The 16447-nt window shown below is 67.8% G+C and carries 15 protein-coding genes; 7 read left to right on the top strand and 8 right to left on the bottom strand.

What is annotated here, in order from left to right; all coding sequences use genetic code 11:
• Window positions 1-77 precede the first annotated feature (77 nt).
• Window positions 78-2165 carry an alpha-1,4-glucan--maltose-1-phosphate maltosyltransferase gene (locus tag HBE64_RS06560; protein WP_167099357.1) on the top strand — a complete coding sequence of 696 codons (2088 nt, stop codon included), beginning with the start codon at window positions 78-80 and terminating at the stop codon, window positions 2163-2165.
• 26 nt (window positions 2166-2191) lie between these two features.
• Window positions 2192-4399: a 1,4-alpha-glucan branching protein GlgB gene (gene glgB, locus HBE64_RS06555; RefSeq protein WP_167099354.1), complete on the top strand. Its 2208-nt coding sequence runs from the start codon at window positions 2192-2194 to the stop codon at window positions 4397-4399.
• Between the two features lie 82 nt (window positions 4400-4481).
• Here the strand turns inward: glgB and HBE64_RS06550 are convergent, their stop codons facing one another.
• The 3 genes from HBE64_RS06550 to HBE64_RS06540 are packed head-to-tail and all read right to left on the bottom strand — an operon-like array spanning window position 4482 to window position 7000.
• On the bottom strand, window positions 4482-5369 hold the full coding sequence (locus HBE64_RS06550; RefSeq protein WP_167099351.1) for a tetratricopeptide repeat protein: 888 nt from the start codon (window positions 5367-5369) through the stop codon (window positions 4482-4484).
• Window positions 5370-5382: 13 nt separating this feature from the next.
• Complete coding sequence (locus HBE64_RS06545) at window positions 5383-5769, bottom strand: DUF3817 domain-containing protein (protein WP_167099348.1); 387 nt, start codon at window positions 5767-5769, stop codon at window positions 5383-5385.
• Between the two features lie 49 nt (window positions 5770-5818).
• Window positions 5819-7000 carry an acetyl-CoA C-acetyltransferase gene (locus HBE64_RS06540; RefSeq protein WP_167099345.1) on the bottom strand — a complete coding sequence of 394 codons (1182 nt, stop codon included), beginning with the start codon at window positions 6998-7000 and terminating at the stop codon, window positions 5819-5821.
• Window positions 7001-7092: 92 nt separating this feature from the next.
• On the opposite strand from HBE64_RS06540, the gene mce reads away from it, so the two are divergent.
• A complete protein-coding gene (gene mce, locus HBE64_RS06535) occupies window positions 7093-7563 on the top strand; it encodes a methylmalonyl-CoA epimerase (RefSeq protein WP_167099342.1) in 471 nt (156 codons plus the stop codon).
• Window positions 7564-7567: 4 nt separating this feature from the next.
• On the opposite strand, the gene HBE64_RS06530 is transcribed toward mce, so the two are convergent.
• Together HBE64_RS06530 and nucS are read right to left on the bottom strand one after the other, a co-directional pair.
• Window positions 7568-7864 carry a hypothetical protein gene (locus HBE64_RS06530; protein ID WP_167099339.1) on the bottom strand — a complete coding sequence of 99 codons (297 nt, stop codon included), beginning with the start codon at window positions 7862-7864 and terminating at the stop codon, window positions 7568-7570.
• Entirely contained in the window at window positions 7864-8535 is a 672-nt protein-coding gene (gene nucS / locus HBE64_RS06525) for an endonuclease NucS (protein WP_167099337.1), read from the bottom strand. The genes HBE64_RS06530 and nucS overlap by 1 nt, the downstream gene beginning before the upstream one ends.
• Before the next feature lie 49 nt (window positions 8536-8584).
• Between nucS and HBE64_RS06520 the strand changes: the two genes are divergently transcribed.
• Entirely contained in the window at window positions 8585-10198 is a 1614-nt protein-coding gene (locus HBE64_RS06520) for an adenylate/guanylate cyclase domain-containing protein (protein ID WP_167099334.1), read from the top strand.
• On the opposite strand, the gene glsA is transcribed toward HBE64_RS06520, so the two are convergent.
• The 3 genes from glsA to HBE64_RS06505 form a co-directional block, all read right to left on the bottom strand.
• Entirely contained in the window at window positions 10195-11466 is a 1272-nt protein-coding gene (gene glsA / locus HBE64_RS06515) for a glutaminase A (RefSeq protein WP_167099331.1), read from the bottom strand. The genes HBE64_RS06520 and glsA overlap by 4 nt on opposite strands.
• 130 nt (window positions 11467-11596) lie before the next feature.
• Window positions 11597-12796: a thiolase family protein gene (locus tag HBE64_RS06510; protein WP_167099328.1), complete on the bottom strand. Its 1200-nt coding sequence runs from the start codon at window positions 12794-12796 to the stop codon at window positions 11597-11599.
• Between the two features lie 8 nt (window positions 12797-12804).
• Window positions 12805-13197 carry a Zn-ribbon domain-containing OB-fold protein gene (locus tag HBE64_RS06505; RefSeq protein ID WP_167099325.1) on the bottom strand — a complete coding sequence of 131 codons (393 nt, stop codon included), beginning with the start codon at window positions 13195-13197 and terminating at the stop codon, window positions 12805-12807.
• 163 nt (window positions 13198-13360) lie between these two features.
• Here HBE64_RS06505 and HBE64_RS06500 point away from each other — a divergent pair, with 163 nt between their 5' ends.
• The 3 genes from HBE64_RS06500 (at window position 13361) to HBE64_RS06490 (ending at window position 16292) form a co-directional block, all read left to right on the top strand.
• The gene (locus HBE64_RS06500) at window positions 13361-14854 is read left to right on the top strand and encodes a DNA-3-methyladenine glycosylase 2 family protein (RefSeq protein WP_167099322.1); all 1494 of its coding nucleotides are present in this window, start codon (window positions 13361-13363) and stop codon (window positions 14852-14854) included.
• Window positions 14851-15351 carry a methylated-DNA--[protein]-cysteine S-methyltransferase gene (locus tag HBE64_RS06495; RefSeq protein WP_167099319.1) on the top strand — a complete coding sequence of 167 codons (501 nt, stop codon included), beginning with the start codon at window positions 14851-14853 and terminating at the stop codon, window positions 15349-15351. Before HBE64_RS06500 ends, HBE64_RS06495 begins: the two co-directional genes overlap by 4 nt.
• Before the next feature lie 266 nt (window positions 15352-15617).
• The gene (locus tag HBE64_RS06490; RefSeq protein WP_167099316.1) at window positions 15618-16292 is read left to right on the top strand and encodes a GAP family protein; all 675 of its coding nucleotides are present in this window, start codon (window positions 15618-15620) and stop codon (window positions 16290-16292) included.
• Window positions 16293-16447: the final 155 nt, after the last annotated feature.

The following is a 16447-nucleotide window of genomic DNA, read 5'->3' as shown; positions in this document are numbered from 1 at the left end:
AGACCGACGGATCCGGCGGGGCGCCGGCCAGGTCGGACAAGGCAGAAGTCGTACAAGTCAGAAATAGGAGTGGTTGGGTGCCCGGTCGGATCGAGATCGATGACGTCGCGCCCGTTGTGTCCTGCGGCACCTACCCGGCCAAGGCGGTCGTCGGCGAGGTGGTGCCGGTGTGCGCGTCGGTGTGGCGCGAGGGACATGACGCGGTGGCCGCGACGCTGGTGGTCCGCTACCTGGGCCCGGCTTATCCGCAGCTGGGCCACAACCCGGCCCGTCGCATCAAGGCCCTCGAGTCCGCCGAGACGGCCGCGGCGCCGGCGGCCGCCAACCGGGTCAAGCCGCAGCTGTACTCCATGTCGCCGGGGACCACCCCGGATCTGTACCACGGGCAGTTCGTGCCCGACCGGGTCGGTCTGTGGACGTTCCGGATCGACGGCTGGGGCGACCCGATCACCACGTGGCACCATGCGGTGACCGCCAAACTCGACGCCGGGCAGGGCGAATCCGAACTGAACAACGACCTGCTGGTCGGTGCCCGGCTGCTGGAGCGGGCGGCCACCGGCGTGCCGCGCGACCGGCGCACTCCACTGCTGCATGCCGCGGCCGCGCTACGCGAGCCGGGTGACCCCGTGACCCGCGCCGCGCTGGCGCTCTCGCACGAGGTCACCGATCTGCTGGCCGCCTACCCGCTGCGCGAACTGGTCACCCGCGGCAGCACCTACGGCGTCTGGGTGGACCGCCCGCTGGCCCGGTGCAGCGCCTGGTACGAGTTCTTCCCGCGCTCGACCGGGGGCTGGGACGACCAGGGCCGTCCGGTGCACGGAACGTTCGCGACGTCGACGGCCGCCCTGCCCCGCATCGCCGCGATGGGGTTCAACGTCGTCTATCTGCCGCCGATCCATCCGATCGGCAAGGTGCACCGCAAGGGCCGCAACAACACGGTGACCGCCGAGGTCGACGATGTCGGGTCGCCGTGGGCGATCGGCAGCGACGAGGGCGGACACGACGCCGTCCATCCCGACCTGGGCACCATCGAGGACTTCGACCGGTTCGTGGCCGCCGTGCGGGACAACGGTATGGAAGTGGCGCTGGATCTGGCGTTGCAGTGCGCGCCGGACCACCCGTGGGCCAAGGATCACCGGCAGTGGTTCACCGAACTGCCCGACGGGACGATCGCCTACGCGGAGAACCCGCCGAAGAAGTATCAGGACATCTATCCGCTGAATTTCGACAACGACCCGGGTGGCCTCTACGACGAGGTGCTGCGGGTGGTGCGGCACTGGATCGAGCACGGCGTCAAGATCTTTCGCGTCGACAACCCGCACACCAAGCCGCCGAACTTCTGGGCCTGGCTGATCAGCGAGGTCAAGTCCGTCGACCCTGACGTGCTGTTCCTGTCCGAGGCGTTCACCCGCCCGGCCCGGATGTACGGGCTGGCCAAACTCGGCTTCACGCAGTCGTATTCGTACTTCACCTGGCGCACCGCCAAGTGGGAGATCGAGCAGTTCGGCCGCCAGATCGCCGAGCACGCCGACTACGCGCGGCCCAACCTGTTCGTCAACACCCCCGACATCCTGCACGAGAGCCTGCAGGTTGGCGGGCCGGGCATGTTCGCCATCCGCGCGGTGCTGGCCGCCACACTGGGCACGTCGTGGGGCGTCTACTCCGGTTTCGAGCTGTTCGAGCATCTGCCGGTGCGTGAGGGCAGCGAGGAGTACCTGAACTCCGAGAAGTACGAGCTGCGCCCGCGTCACTTCGAGGGCGCCCTGGCCCAGGGACATTCGCTGGAGCCTTTCCTGAAGCGGCTCAATGAGATTCGCCGGGTCCATCCGGCGCTGTGCCAGATGCGCACCATCACGTTCCACCACGTCGACAACGACGCGCTGCTGGCCTACAGCAAGTTCGATCCGGTCACCGGTGACACGGTGCTGGTGGTGGTCACCCTCAACGCGTTCAGCGCCGAAGAGGGAACGGTGTGGCTGAACATGGCCGCTTTGGGTATGCAGCCCTACGACCGATTCTGGGTTCGGGACGAGATCTCCGGGGAGGAATACCAGTGGGGCCAGGCGAACTACGTGCGGATCGAGCCGGCGCGGGCGGTGGCGCACGTGCTGAACATGCCGCTGATACCGGCCGACCAGCGATTGACGCTGCTTCGGCGGGAATGACGGGGACGAAAGGAGCTCAGGCGCAGATGACGAGAACAGACAAGCTCGCCAGCCCCTACCTGGCGCCGGATCCCGGCGAGGTGGCCCGGCTGGTGGCCGGGGTTCATCACGATCCGCACAGCATCCTGGGCGCTCACGAGTACGACGACCACACGGTGCTGCGCGCGCTGCGTCCGCATGCCCGCCAGGTGGTGGCGATCGTCGGGGGCCGGCGCTACGAGTTCAGCCACGTCGACGCCGGACTGTTCGCGGTGGCGCTGCCGTTCACCAACCTCGCCGACTACCGTCTCGAGGTCAGCTATCCGGCCGGCGAGAACGACACCCACACCATCACCGTCGCCGACGGATACCGATTCCTGCCCACGCTGGGTGAGATGGATCTGCACCTGTTCGCCGAGGGCCGCCACGAGCGGCTGTGGGAGATCCTCGGCGCCCACCCGCGGTCCTTCACCACCCCCGACGGGGTGGTCGACGGTGTCTCGTTCGCGGTGTGGGCTCCGAATGCCAAGGGCGTCAGCCTGATCGGTGAGTTCAACCACTGGGACGGCAACGACGCCCCGATGCGGGTACTGGGATCCTCCGGGGTGTGGGAGCTGTTCTGGCCGGACTTCCCCACCGATGGCCTCTACAAGTTCCGGGTGCACGGCATCGACGGCTCGGTGACCGACCGCGCCGACCCGTTCGCCTTCGCCACCGAGGTGCCACCGCAGACCGCCTCGAAAGTGAACGTCTCGCACTACACCTGGGATGACGCCGACTGGATGACGCGGCGGGCGAACCACAATCCGGTGTTCGAGCCGATGAGCACCTACGAGGTGCACCTGGGCTCGTGGCGCCCCGGTCTGAGCTACCGTCAGCTCGCCGAGCAGCTCACCGATTATGTTGTCGCCCAGGGCTTCACCCACGTCGAGTTCCTGCCGGTCGCCGAGCACCCGTTCGGCGGATCCTGGGGCTATCAGGTGACGTCCTACTACGCGCCGACATCGCGGTTCGGCTCCCCCGACGACTTCCGCTTCCTGGTGGACACGCTGCATCGGGCCGGGATCGGGGTGATCGTCGACTGGGTGCCCGCGCACTTCCCGAAGGACGGCTGGGCGCTCGGCCGGTTCGACGGCACCGCGCTCTACGAGCATTCCGACCCGCGCCGTGGTGAGCAACTCGACTGGGGCACCTACGTCTTCGACTTCGGCCGACCCGAGGTGCGTAACTTCCTGGTCGCCAACGCGCTGTACTGGCTGCAGGAGTACCACATCGACGGCCTACGGGTGGACGCCGTGGCCTCGATGCTCTACCTGGACTACTCCCGCCCGGCCGACGGCTGGACGCCGAACATCTACGGCGGCCGGGAGAACCTCGAGGCGGTGCAGTTCCTGCAGGAGATGAACGCCACCGTGCACAAGGCGGCACCGGGCATCGTCACGATCGCCGAGGAGTCGACGTCCTGGCCGGGTGTCACCCGACCGACCAACCTTGGCGGCCTTGGCTTTTCGATGAAGTGGAACATGGGGTGGATGCACGACACCCTGGACTACATCAGTCGTGACCCGATCTATCGCAACTACCACCACCACGAGATGACGTTCTCGATGCTGTATGCGTTCAGCGAGAACTATGTGCTGCCGATCAGCCACGACGAGGTGGTACACGGCAAGGGCACGCTGTGGGGACGGATGCCGGGCAACGATCACGTCAAGGCGGCCGGGCTGCGCAGCCTGCTGGCCTACCAGTGGGCGCATCCGGGTAAGCAGCTGCTGTTCATGGGCCAGGAGTTCGGTCAGCGTGCCGAGTGGTCGGAGGAACGCGGGATCGACTGGTACCAACTCGACGAGAACAGCTTCTCCGACGGCATCCTGCGGTTCGTCGCCGACATGAACCAGATCTATCGGACCCGCCCCGCACTGTGGAGCCAGGACAGCCGGCCCGAGGGCTACTCGTGGATCGACGCCAACGACTCGGCGAATAACGTGCTGAGCTTCCTGCGCTACGGCAACGACGGGTCGGTGCTGGCGTGCGTGTTCAACTTCGCCGGCTCCGAGCACACCCAGTACCGGCTGGGTCTGCCGCACGCGGGCACCTGGCGGGAGGTGCTCAACACCGACGCGTCGATCTACAACGGCGGCGGCGCGGGGAATTTCGGCGCCGTCGAGGCCACCGATGATCCGTGGCACGGCCGCCCCGCGTCGGCGACGCTGGTGCTGCCGCCTACCTCGGCAATCTGGCTCGAACCCGCCTAGTCGGGCGCAGGCCCTGTCGCCGAGTGTGCGGTTTCATCCTCGACACGCCGCTCCCGGCGTATCAGGATGCACACCCGGCGGGCTAGTACAGCGCGTTGGCGAGGTTGCGCCGGCCCTTGATCACGTCCGGGTCGGCGGGGTCGAACAGCTCGAAGAGCTCGATGAGCCGGGTGCGCACCGCAGTGCGCTCGTCGCCGGATGTCCGCCGCACCAGGGCGATCAGCCGGTCGAAGGCCGCACTGACGTCCTGGTTGAGCAGTTCCACGTCGGCCGCTGCGAAGGCCGCCTCGATGTCGTCGGGCGCCGCGGCAGCCACCGCGACGGCGTCGGGCCGCTGCGCGGTGGCACGCTGCAGGAAGGTGATCTGCCGCAGCGCACCCTTGGCCTCGACGTGGTTGGGGTCGGTATCGAGGATGCCCTGATAGGCCGCGGCGGCGGCCGGGAAGTCACCGGCCTCAAGATGCTCACGCGCCGCTTCCACTGCGGGGTCGACCTGCTCGGTGTCGGATTCGGCTGCGCCGCTGAGCTTTCCGGCTGTTGCCGCCAGCAGCGAGTCGACCCATCGGCGCAACTGCTCGGGTGGCTGCGGACCCTGGAAGCTGGCCAGCGGCTGACCACCGGCCAGTGCGACCACGGTGGGCACGGCTTCGATGCCGAACATCTGCGCGACCCGCGGCACGACGTCGACGTTGACCGTGGCCAGCGACCACTTCCCGTTGTCGGCGGCGGCCAGGGCGGCGAAGACGTCGATCAGCTCGACGCAGACCTCGCTGCGCGGCGACCAGAGCACCACGACGACCGGGAGTTGGCCGGAGCGGACCAGCACCTCGGCTTCGAAGTTGGCTTCGGTGATCTCGACACCACCGGCGGGGGCCGCACCACCGGCGGGCGCCTGGGCCCGCTGCTTGAGTCCCGAGAGGTCGATGGCACCGGCCAAAGCCGGCGAGATCGAGGGGCGTGGACGTGTCACGCCCACAAGTCTGTCATGTCCGCGACGGCGCTGATTCCGACGCCGCTGAAGACCCCTTCCCGGAGTGGTCAGAGGTGGTTTCCGGGCCGAATTTCGCGGTCCGATCCGCCCATATGAGGAAGATCACACTGCCGAGCGGCACAATGCTGCCCAGCAACGCCAGCAACCACGTTCCTGGACGCCAGGAATAGGCGATACCGGCCAGTACGGCCGTGACCACGAACGCGATGAACACCAGCCCGTGGGCCATCCCGAAGATCTTCACGCCGATCTCGGTGCGAGGGCTGCCCAGGTACTTGAAGTACATGCCGATCAGCAGACCCACCCAGGTCAGCGCTTCGGCCAGCGCCACGACGCGGAACCGTCCCGCGGTGCTGCGGATGTCGAAAGTGCTCGTCATGGCGCCATTGTGCCGCAGCGCCGGCCCAGCTACTACGCGTCGTCGTTGATCAGCCCGCGCGCAGGATCAGCGCGTCGCCCTGGCCGCCGGCACCGCACAACGCCGCCACCGCGTACCCCGAACCCCGTCGGGACAGCTCCAGGGCGGCGTGCAGCGTGATGCGCGCACCTGACATGCCGATCGGGTGGCCCAGCGCGATCGCCCCGCCGTTGCGGTTGACCTTGGCCGGGTCGACGCCCAGCTCGCGGGTCGAGGCCAGCGAGACCGCGGCGAACGCCTCGTTGATCTCGAGGACGTCAAACTGGTCGACGGTGATGCCTTCGCGGGCCGCGGCCTTCTTGATGGCGTTGGCGGGCTGGGACTGCAGGGTGGAATCGGGGCCGGCGACGACGCCGTGGGCACCGATCTCGCACAACCAGCTCAGACCCAGCTCCTGCGCTTTGGTCTTCTTCATCACCACGACAGCGCAACCGCCGTCGGAGATTTGGGAGGCCGATCCGGCGGTGATCGTGCCGTCCTTGCGGAACGACGGCTTGAGCCCGGACAGCGACTCGGCGGTGGTGTTGGCGCGGATGCCCTCGTCCTCGGTGAACTCGACGGGGTCACCCTTGCGCTGCGGGATCGACACCGGGACCACCTCGTCGGCGAACACCCCGTCTTTCCAGGCCGCCGCCGCCTTCTGGTGTGAGCTCGCGGCAAACTCGTCCTGCTCGAGGCGGGTGAACTTGTCGACGTCGTTGCGCTGCTCGGTGAGCGCGCCCATCGGCTGGTCGGTGAACACGTCGTGCAGGCCGTCGTAGGCCAGGTGGTCGAGCATGGTGACGTCGCCGTACTTGTAGCCCTCGCGGCTGTTCATCAGCAGGTGCGGTGCCCTGGTCATGGACTCCTGGCCGCCGGCCACCACCACGTCGAACTCCCCGGCGCGGATCAGCTGATCGGCCAGTGCGATGGAATCGATGCCGGACAGGCACATCTTGTTGATGGTCAGCGCGGGCACATCCCAGCCGATGCCGGCGGCCACCGCCGACTGGCGGGCGGGCATCTGGCCGGCGCCGGCGGTGAGCACCTGGCCCATGATCACGTACTCGACCAGCGAGGCCGGGACCCCGGCCTTCTCCAGAGCGCCCTTGATGGCGATCGCGCCAAGATCGCTGCCCGAGAAGCCCTTGAGCGACCCCGACAGCTTGCCAATCGGTGTACGTGCTCCAGCAACGATCACAGACGTCGTCATTACTACCTCCACGGGCGTTTGGAGCCGCTGCTATGCGGCTAATCACAGATCCCCCGGTGTTGGATCCGATGTCGTTAGGTTACCTTTGCGTTATGACCGCTGAGCAAGTTGATGCCCGTCCAGTGCTGGCCGGCGCACTCGTCACGGCCGTTGACCACATCGGCATCGCAGTGCCGGATCTCGACGCTGCGATCCAGTGGTACCACGAGCATCTCGGCATGATCCTCGTTCACGAGGAGATCAACGAAGACCAGGGCATCCGCGAGGCCATGCTGTCGCTGCGCGGCGCGGGCACCGAGTGCGCCCAGATCCAGCTGATGGCTCCGCTGGACGAGACCTCGACCATCGCCAAGTTCATCGACAAGCGCGGTCCGGGTATCCAGCAGATGGCCTACCGCGTCAGCGATGTCGACGCCATCTCCGAGCAGCTGCGCAGCCAGGGTGTCCGGCTGATCTACGACGCGCCCCGGCGTGGCACCGCGAACTCGCGGATCAACTTCATCCACCCCAAGGACGCCGGTGGCGTGCTGGTGGAACTCGTGGAGAAGGCCGCCGAGCACTAACCGCTCAGGACCACTTTCGGGTGGGTCCACGCGAGGCACGGTTGGCCCAGCACGGCGTATGCCAGTGCCGTCTGTCCTCAACCCCTGCTTCTCCGTCGTCCGTTCGCCACACCACCACATGTGCTGTGCCGGAACGGATCTCGTGATCACAGCCGGGACACCGATAGGTCTTGGTGGCGCGGGAGCCCGCAACCGGGCGCACCTCGTAGTCGTAGCCGTCGGCGCCGATCTCGATACGGCGCTGCATCGGCGGTGGCGGCAGCCCGGTGCCCTGACGACGTTCCGGTCTGCGGCGGGGCATCAGAACAGCCGGAACTCGTCGCTGTCCATACCGCGCATCTTGTCGTAATCCAGTGCCAGGCAGCGGATTCCACGATCAGTTGCCAAGGTGCGCGCTTGCGGTTTTATCTGCTGGGCGGCAAACACTCCGCTGACCGGGGCCAGCAGGCTGTCGCGGTTGAGCAGCTCGAGGTAGCGCGTCAGCTGCTCGACGCCGTCGATCTCGCCGCGGCGTTTGATCTCGACGGCCACCGAGCGGCCCTGTTCGTCACGCGCCAGGATGTCCACCGGACCGATGGCCGTCATGTACTCGCGGCGCACCAGGGTGTAGCCGTCGCCGAGCAGCTCGATGTGTTCGGCGAGCAGCTCCTGCAGGTGGGCTTCGACCCCGTCCTTGACCAACCCCGGATCGATGCCCAGCTCGTGGCTGGAATCGTGCTCGATGGCCTCCAGCGTGATGCGCAGCTGTTCGCCCGCCTTGTTCTCCACCACCCAGACGGGCTGCGGACCGTCGTCGGCCTCGGTCAGCCAGCAGGGCGGGCTCATCCAGTTCAACGGCTTGTAGGCACGGTCGTCGGCATGGACGCTGACCGAGCCGTCGGCCTTGACGAGCAGCAGGCGCCGCGCGGAAGGCAGATGGGCGGTGAGCCGGCCGATGTAGTCGACAGTGCACTGGGCGATCACGAGGCGCACGGCACAAGCTTAGGGTGTGGCCGCCCGGACGAATTAGGCTGACGCCACCATGAGTGCCAGGCCGAGCGTCGCGCAGCGGTTGGGCCGCGTCCTGGAGCGGGTCACCCGGCAGAGCGGACGGCTGGCCAACACCCCGGCTTACGGGTCGTTGCTACTGGGCAAGGTCACCGAGAGTGCCCCCAAGCGACGAGTGCGGATCCAGACCCTGCTCACCGTGTTCATGCTGACCGTCAACATCATCGGGGTCGCGGTGGCCACCCTGCTGGTGACGGTGGCCTTCCCGGTGCCCAGCGTGTTCACGGACGCGCCCGCCTGGCTCACGTTCGGGGTGGCCCCCGCCTACGGCGCGGCGGCGCTGGCGTTCGGCAGCTGGTGGATCACCACCCGCACCGTCAACGATCTGCGCTGGGCGATAGAAGGCCGGCCCCCGACCCGCGCCGACCAGCGCAACGTGTTCTTCACCCCGTGGCGCATCGCGATGGCCCAACTGCTGCTCTGGGCGGTGGGCACCACGGCGTTCACCATCCTCTACGGCATGCTCGACACCGACTTCATCCCCCGCCTGGCGTTCGGGGTCGGAGTGGTCGGGGTGGTCGTGGCCACCAGCGCGTACCTGTTCACCGAGTTCGCGCTTCGGCCGGTAGCCGCGCAGGCGCTCGCCGCGGGCCCACCGCCACATCGGCTGGCGCCGGGAATCATGGGCCGCACCATGACGGTGTGGATGTTGAGTTCCGGGCTGCCGGTGATCGGCATCGGTCTGGTGGCGCTGTTCTCGCTGCTGCTGCAGAACCTCACCAAGACTCAGCTGGAAGTCGGAATTCTGATCTCCGCGGTGGCCACGCTGGTCTTCGGCTTCCTGCTGACCTGGATTCTGGCCTGGCTCACCGCCACTCCCGTACGGGTGGTGCGCTCGGCGCTCAAGCGGGTCGAAGACGGCGACCTGGATGCCAGCCTGGTGGTGTTCGACGGCACCGAACTCGGCGAGCTACAGCGCGGCTTCAACTCGATGGTGCACGGGCTGCGCGAGCGCGAGCGGGTGCGTGACCTGTTCGGCCGCCACGTCGGACGGGAAGTCGCCGCCGCGGCCGAGCTGCAGCGCCCGACCCTCGGCGGCGAAGAGCGCCATGTCGCAGTCCTTTTCGTCGATATCGTCGGCTCCACGCAGCTGGTGAACACGCTGCCACCCCGGGATGTCGTCGCACTTCTCAACCGGTTCTTCGCAGTGATCGTCGAAGAGGTCGACCGCCATCGCGGAATGGTCAACAAGTTCGAGGGCGACGCGACGCTGGCGATCTTCGGTGCACCCGTCACCCTCGACAATCCCGAAGACGATGCGCTGGCCGCGGCCAGGGCGATCGTCGCCCGACTGGAGCACGAGGTCCCCGAGTGCGCCGCCGGTATCGGTGTCGCGGCCGGCCAGGTGGTCGCCGGCAATGTCGGGGCCAACGAACGTTTCGAGTACACGGTGATCGGCGAGCCCGTCAACGAGGCCGCCCGGCTGTCAGAGCTGGCCAAGTCCCGCCCGCACGGGGTGCTCGCCTCGGCAGTCACCGTCGAGGCGGCCGGTGACCACGAGCGCCGGTGCTGGGAGTCGGCCGAGTCGGTAACGCTGCGCGGTTACGACCAGCCCACCCGGTTGGCCACCCTGGCCCGGCTGGACTAGCCGATCCGCTTGGCGGCGGCTACTGCGTCGTCGACGGTGGTGAACACGATGTCGTCGTAGCCGCGGTCCGGCCGGATCACGATCCGGTCCGGGTCCACGACAAGGCCCTGCTTGCCGGCGTCACGGAGTTCCTGGCTCATCCCGCTCAGCAGGGCGCGGGCGGAATCGTTGATGTCGTCGGCGCGGGTGACGTCGAGGATGGCCACGTCGAAGCCGTCGCTGTCCCGGTCGACGATCCGGGCGACCTGCTCGGCTCCGGCGAACATCAGGTCACCGTGCAATTCGTAGACGCGAATCCCGTCGGCCGGTTCGTAGATCGCCCTGATGGTCGAGCGCGACTCGCGGCTGACGGTCAGGAAGTGCAGCCCCAACCGTTCGGAGAGGCTGCGGCACACCAGGACTCCCCGCACGCTGTTGCCACGGGCATCCAGCAGCGGCGAGTACACGCCGATGCCGAGCTGTCCGGGCAGCACCGCGACGATGCCGCCACCCACCCCGCTCTTGGCTGGCAGGCCCACTGCACTGACCCAGTCGCCTGCGGCGTTGTACATCCCGCAGGTGACCATCACCGACAGCGTCCGCTGCACCACCCGGGTGTCGGTGACGCGACGCCCGGTCTGCGGGTTGACGCCACCGCGGGCCAAGGTAGCGCCCATGCGGGCCAGGTCGACGCTCGTCACGCGCAACGAGCACTGCCGGAAGTAGACGTCGAGCACATCGTCGGGATCGTCGGCGAGCACCCCGAAGCTCTCCAGCATGTAGGCGATCGCACGGTTGCGGCTGCCGGTGGCCTTCTCGGATCGGTAGACGTCCTCGTCGAGTTCGAGCGGCCGGCCCGCGCAGGCGGAGTAGAAGTCGCGGATCTTGTCGAACCGCTCGTCGGGGCTGGCGCCGGGCACCAGGGCGACGGCCGCGATCGCCCCAGCGTTGATCATCGGGTTCTTGGGTGTTTTGGTCTTGTCGTCGACGCTGATCTCGTTGAACGCCTCACCGGAGGGTTCGACGCCGATCTTGGTGTCGACGGCCGCCTCCCCCACCTGGTCGAGGGCCAACGCATAGGTGAACGGCTTGGAGATCGACTGGATGGTGAATTCAGTTCGGGCAGAACCTGATTCGTAGACGTAACCGTCCGAGGAGGACACCGCCAGGCCGAACCCCGACGGGTCGACGTCGGCGAGTTCGGGGATGTAGTCCGCCAGGGCGCCGTCGGTGACGCCCGCATACTCCGCGATGACCTGGTCGAGGTAGCGCTGCACCAGGTGGGCCACGCCTGCGATCCTAGCCATCGGGGCCCCGACGTGACATGGGAGTGGGCAGCGATCCTGAACAGCTACGAATCGGCGACACGCTCAGCGAGACGTTCGGACTGGCTGCTCCTCATCTAGCGCGGCCGCGCACCTAGAGTGCCGACTTCTCCAGGACGTGGATGCCGCACGCCGAGCCCAGGCCGATGACGTGCGCCAAACCGACTTTGGCGCCCTCGATCTGGCGTTCGCCCGCCTCGCCGCGCAGGTGGGTGGCGATCTCCCAGATGTTGGCGATGCCGGTGGCCGAGACCGGATGGCCCTTGGACTCCAGTCCGCCCGAGACGTTGACCGGCATCCGGCCGTCACGCCACGGCGCGCCGGACTTGAAGAAGTCCACCGCGCCACCGGGTTCGCACAACTGCAGATTGTCGTAGTGCACCAGTTCCGCGGTGGCGAAGCAGTCGTGCAGTTCGACCAGGTCGAGGTCCTCGGGCCCGATTCCGGCCTGCTCGTAGGCCTGGGTGGCGGCTTGCCGGGTCAACGTGTTGACGTCGGGCAGGATTTGGCAGGCCTCCTGGTAGGGATCAGAGGTCAGGATCGAGGCGCTGATCTTGACCGCGCGCCGCTGCTGCTCGAGTGACAGGGTGCGCAGTTTGGTCTCGCTGACCACCACCGCGGCAGCAGCACCGTCACAGTTGGCCGAGCACATCGGCCGAGTGTTCGGGTAGGCGATCATCACGTCGTTCATGATCTCGTCGAGGGTGAAGCGCTTCTGATACGCCGCTTTGGGGTTCAGCGTCGAGTGGGCGTGGTTCTTCTCCGAGATCGAGGCGAACAGCTCGAAGTCCGCGCCACCGTAGCGGTGCCCGTACTCCATCCCGATCTGCGCGAACACTCCAGGCATGGTTTCGGTACCGACCCGGCCGTCGAGCGGGGCGACCGCACCGAAGCGCCCCTGCGGCTCCCACTGGCCGCCCTCCGCGGCCCGGGCGTTGCCCGTCAGCAGGCCCGCACCGGCGAGCTTTTCGACACCGACCGCCAGACCCATGTCGGCTTCGCCGGCCTTGATCGCCATGACCGCGACGCGCAGCGCGGTCGCCCCGGTGGCGCAGGCGTTGTTCACGTTGAACACCGGAACCCCGGTCTGGCCGACCTGCTTCTGCAGCGTCTGCCCGAAACCTGGTGGGCCCATCAGGTTTCCGGCGCCGATGACGCCGATGTCCGCGATCGACACCCCGGCGTCGGCCAGCGCTCCGAAGACAGCCTCCGACCCCAGATCGAGGGTGTCGGCATCCTTGTGCTTGCCGAACTTGGTCATGTAGATGCCCAGGATCCACACGTTCTCAGCCATGGTGACTCCTACTCCGCCGGCTCGAAGCCGAATCCGACCGCTTCCACACCGGACTGGTCCACGCCGACGGGCACGGTGGTCAGCCGCACCTTCATCCCCGTGGTGACGTGCTCCGGGTCCGGCGGCACATTGACGATGTTGCCGCGCACGCTCGTGCCGTCGCAGTCCACGACGCCGGCCACGAACGGCACCGGTACCCCTTCGGCGGCGAAGCTGACGATGGTGAATGTCCGCAGCGTGCCGGTCTCAGAGATCCGCACGTGGCGGAACTCCCGCCCGCCGCAGTTCGCGCAGCCGCTGCGCCGGTCGAAGAAACGGGCACCACAGTTGGTGCATTCGTTGGCGACGAGATGGGGGTCGTCGCCGAGCACGAGGTAGTCCACCAGAGGTACGCGCTGCACGGCACTCCTTCGCGCTCGTCGATGAGGGGACTTTGATCATATGGCTGTCTCGCACCGCGTCGGCCCGGGTGGGCAGCCAATCCCGGAAACCGCACTTTCGGCCCTCGTCCACGATGTCGGTTTTCCGCTAGTGCTGTCGGTGGCAGCGTGTAAGGGTCGAGGTGTGCACGACGATTTCGACCGCTGCTACCGGGCCGTCCAATCCAGGGACTCCCGGTTCGACGGCTGGTTCGTCACCGCGGTGCTCACGACGGGTATCTACTGCCGGCCCAGTTGTCCGGTGCGGCTTCCGCTGGCCCGCAACGTGCGCTTCTATCCCAGTGCGGCCGCGGCGCAGCGGGCCGGCTTCCGGGCCTGCAAGCGGTGCCGGCCGGACGCGTCACCGGGTTCGCCGGACTGGAATGCCCGTGGCGATGCCGTCGCGCGGGCCATGCGCCTGATCGGCGACGGTGTCGTCGACCGCGAGGGGGTCACCGGGCTGGCGGCGCGGGTGGGCTACACCGCCCGTCAGCTGGAGCGGATGCTGCAGGCCGAGGTCGGCGCCGGGCCGCTCGCGCTGGCCCGGGCTCAGCGGGTCCAGACCGCCAGGGTGCTTATCGAGACCACCGAGATGGCGTTCAGCGACATCGCCTTCGCCGCCGGGTTTGCCAGCATCAGGCAGTTCAACGACACCGTGCGCGCTGCCTGCGATATGACGCCAACGCAGTTGCGGCACAACGCAACCCGCCGCCGGGGACAGGACATCGCCCCGGGCGGCCAAGTGCTGAGCCTGCGGTTGCCGGTGCGTGTCCCGTTCGCCTACGAGGGCGTGTTCGGGCATCTGGCGGCCAGCGCGGTACCCGGCTGTGAAGAGGTGCGCGACGGTGCGTTCCGCCGCACCCTGCGTCTGCCGTCGGGATACGGCATCGTCAGCCTGACACCGCAGCCCGATCATGTCGCGTGCACGCTGGTGCTGGAGAACATCCGCGATCTTGCGACGGCGATCGCCCGCTGCCGCCGGCTGCTGGATCTCGACGCCGACCCCGAGGCGGTGATCGAAGCGCTCAGCACCGACACCGAGCTTCGGGATGTGGTCAGCAAGGCCCCCGGGCAACGGATCCCCCGCACGGTCGACGAGCAGGAGCTGGCGGTTCGGGCGGTGCTCGGCCAGCAGGTGTCGACGAAGGCCGCCCGCACCCACGCCGGGCGGCTGGTGTCGGCCTACGGGAGTACGGTGGCCGACCCGGCGGGCGGGCTCACCCACACGTTTCCGACCGTCGACGAGCTCGCCGAGATCCACCCTGATCACCTGGCCGTGCCCGCGGCCCGCAGGCGCTCGCTGACGGCGCTCATCGCGGCGCTGGCCGCAGGCGGGGTGATCCTCGATCCCGGGTGTGACTGGGAGCTGGCCCGTGCCCAGCTGCTGGCGGTGCCCGGCATCGGCCCCTGGACGGCCGAGATCGTGGCCATGCGGGGCCTGGGTGACCCGGACGCGTTCCCTGCCACCGACCTGGGTGTGCGCCTGGCGGCCGAGCAGCTCAGCATCCCCGGCGAGCCGCGGGCATTGTCTGCGCACAGTGCCCGCTGGCGACCGTGGCGGTCGTATGCGGCTCAGCATCTGTGGACCACCCTCGACCATTCGGTCAACCATTGGCCCCCGAAGGAGACGACCCCATGACCACATTGCGATTCCGGATCATCGACAGCCCGGTCGGTCCGCTGACACTGGCCGGCGCCGACTCGACCCTGATGCACCTGCGGATGGTGGACCAGACGCACGAGCCCGACCGCTCGAACTGGGTCGACGCCGATGATGCCGCGTTTCCCGATGCCGTCGAGCAATTGGGTGCCTACTTCGCCGGTGAGCTCACCGAGTTTGACCTGGATCTGTATCTTGCCGGCACGGAGTTCCAGCGGAAGGTCTGGGCAGCGCTGCGCACCATCCCCTACGGCCAGACCCGCTCGTACGGGGAGATCGCCGAGCAGATCGGATCGCCGGCGGCGTCACGTGCGGTCGGATTGGCGAACGGACGCAATCCAATTGGCATCATCGTGCCCTGCCATCGCGTCATCGGTGCCGGCGGAGGCCTGACCGGGTACGGGGGCGGGCTGGACCGCAAGCGTCAGCTGTTGGCGTTGGAGCGGGTCCGGGAGTCGGCCACCCTATTCGACTGAGCCGATCGAGCGCCGCCATTGTCTTGCCCCTGCAACTTTCACTCGCCGAGAACAATTCTGGCGCGATCCGCGCGGCGCACCGAATCCGCAGTTCACAGCCCGATCAGCCGCGTGCGAGGCGCACTGGGGCCGGTCGTTGGACGATCACGGTGCACCGGGCCGATGCTAGGTTGACGCCGGCCTGCGGCGTGTCGCCGTAGCGATGCAATCGCCGAGGTGCGACTGCAGGCGGAGTGCGACCCGAAGCCGGGAGGCGACGAAAAACGATGTGGCACGGATGGTTAGCGCTTCTCGGCGAGCTGACGGCGCTGGCTGCCGTGGTGGCCCTGTCACCGTTCACCGTCATCCCCGCCGTTGCGCTGGTAGTGCACAGCGAGCGGCCGCGGCCGGTGGGGTTGGCGTTCATTGCGGGCTGGCTGGTGGGCAAGGCGGCCATCACCGTGGCCTTCCTCCAGGTGCCGCAGCTGGTGCAGAAACTGGAAGGGCCGGCACCGTCGTGGACCGGCTGGCTGCGTATCGGCTTGGGGCTGCTTGCCCTTGTCGGCGGCGTTCTCTACTGGCGCCGATCGCATACGACTGTCGAGAACCCGCGCTGGGCGAGCCGGATCAAGCGCATCACCCCGGCAAGTGCCGCTGTCACCGGGGTGGCCCTGACGGTGATCAACATCAAAGTGGTCGCGGCCTGCGCGGGGGCCGGCTACCTCATCGGTTCAGCACCGTTGAACGGTGCCGGAGTCGCGGCAGCGGTCACGTTCTTCACGCTTGCCGGCGGCTCGACCGCGGCGGTACCGATTCTCGGCTACGCGATATGGACCCATCGGATCGACAGTTTCCTGGCGTCGTTCCGGGACTGGATGCAGCGACGACAGCGCGTATTGACGGTCGTCGTGCTCGGTCTTCTGGGCGGCGTCCTGGTGTATTCGGGTGCCGGCGCGCTCTGAGAATGGCATTCAATTAGCTATTCAGTGGCGGCCATTCGGCCATTGTTTCGCCATTCTTGGCGTCACTTGATGCACGTTGGAAACCGTTTAGAAGGCTCCCAAACGCACAAATGCCTGGGCCCCCCAATCGAAATTGGGGGGCCCAGGACTTAAAT

The sequence above is a fragment of the Mycobacterium sp. DL592 genome (genome assembly GCF_011694515.1).
Classification (GTDB): domain Bacteria; phylum Actinomycetota; class Actinomycetes; order Mycobacteriales; family Mycobacteriaceae; genus Mycobacterium.
The sequence above is the reverse complement of the archived record's forward strand: the minus strand, read 5'-3'. Positions and strand labels throughout refer to the sequence as shown.

Excerpts from the sequence above, each read along its gene's own strand:
- HBE64_RS06490 (WP_167099316.1), top strand. The coding sequence starts at position 15,618 with ATGTGGCACGGATGGTTAGCGCTTCTCGGCGAGCTGACGGCGCTGGCT.
- HBE64_RS06510 (WP_167099328.1), bottom strand. The coding sequence starts at position 12,796 with ATGGCTGAGAACGTGTGGATCCTGGGCATCTACATGACCAAGTTCGGC.
- HBE64_RS06495 (WP_167099319.1), top strand. The coding sequence starts at position 14,851 with ATGACCACATTGCGATTCCGGATCATCGACAGCCCGGTCGGTCCGCTG.
- glgB (WP_167099354.1), top strand. The coding sequence starts at position 2,192 with ATGACGAGAACAGACAAGCTCGCCAGCCCCTACCTGGCGCCGGATCCC.
- HBE64_RS06545 (WP_167099348.1), bottom strand. The coding sequence starts at position 5,769 with ATGACGAGCACTTTCGACATCCGCAGCACCGCGGGACGGTTCCGCGTC.
- HBE64_RS06520 (WP_167099334.1), top strand. The coding sequence starts at position 8,585 with ATGAGTGCCAGGCCGAGCGTCGCGCAGCGGTTGGGCCGCGTCCTGGAG.
- HBE64_RS06530 (WP_167099339.1), bottom strand. The coding sequence starts at position 7,864 with ATGCCCCGCCGCAGACCGGAACGTCGTCAGGGCACCGGGCTGCCGCCA.
- mce (WP_167099342.1), top strand. The coding sequence starts at position 7,093 with ATGACCGCTGAGCAAGTTGATGCCCGTCCAGTGCTGGCCGGCGCACTC.
- HBE64_RS06540 (WP_167099345.1), bottom strand. The coding sequence starts at position 7,000 with ATGACGACGTCTGTGATCGTTGCTGGAGCACGTACACCGATTGGCAAG.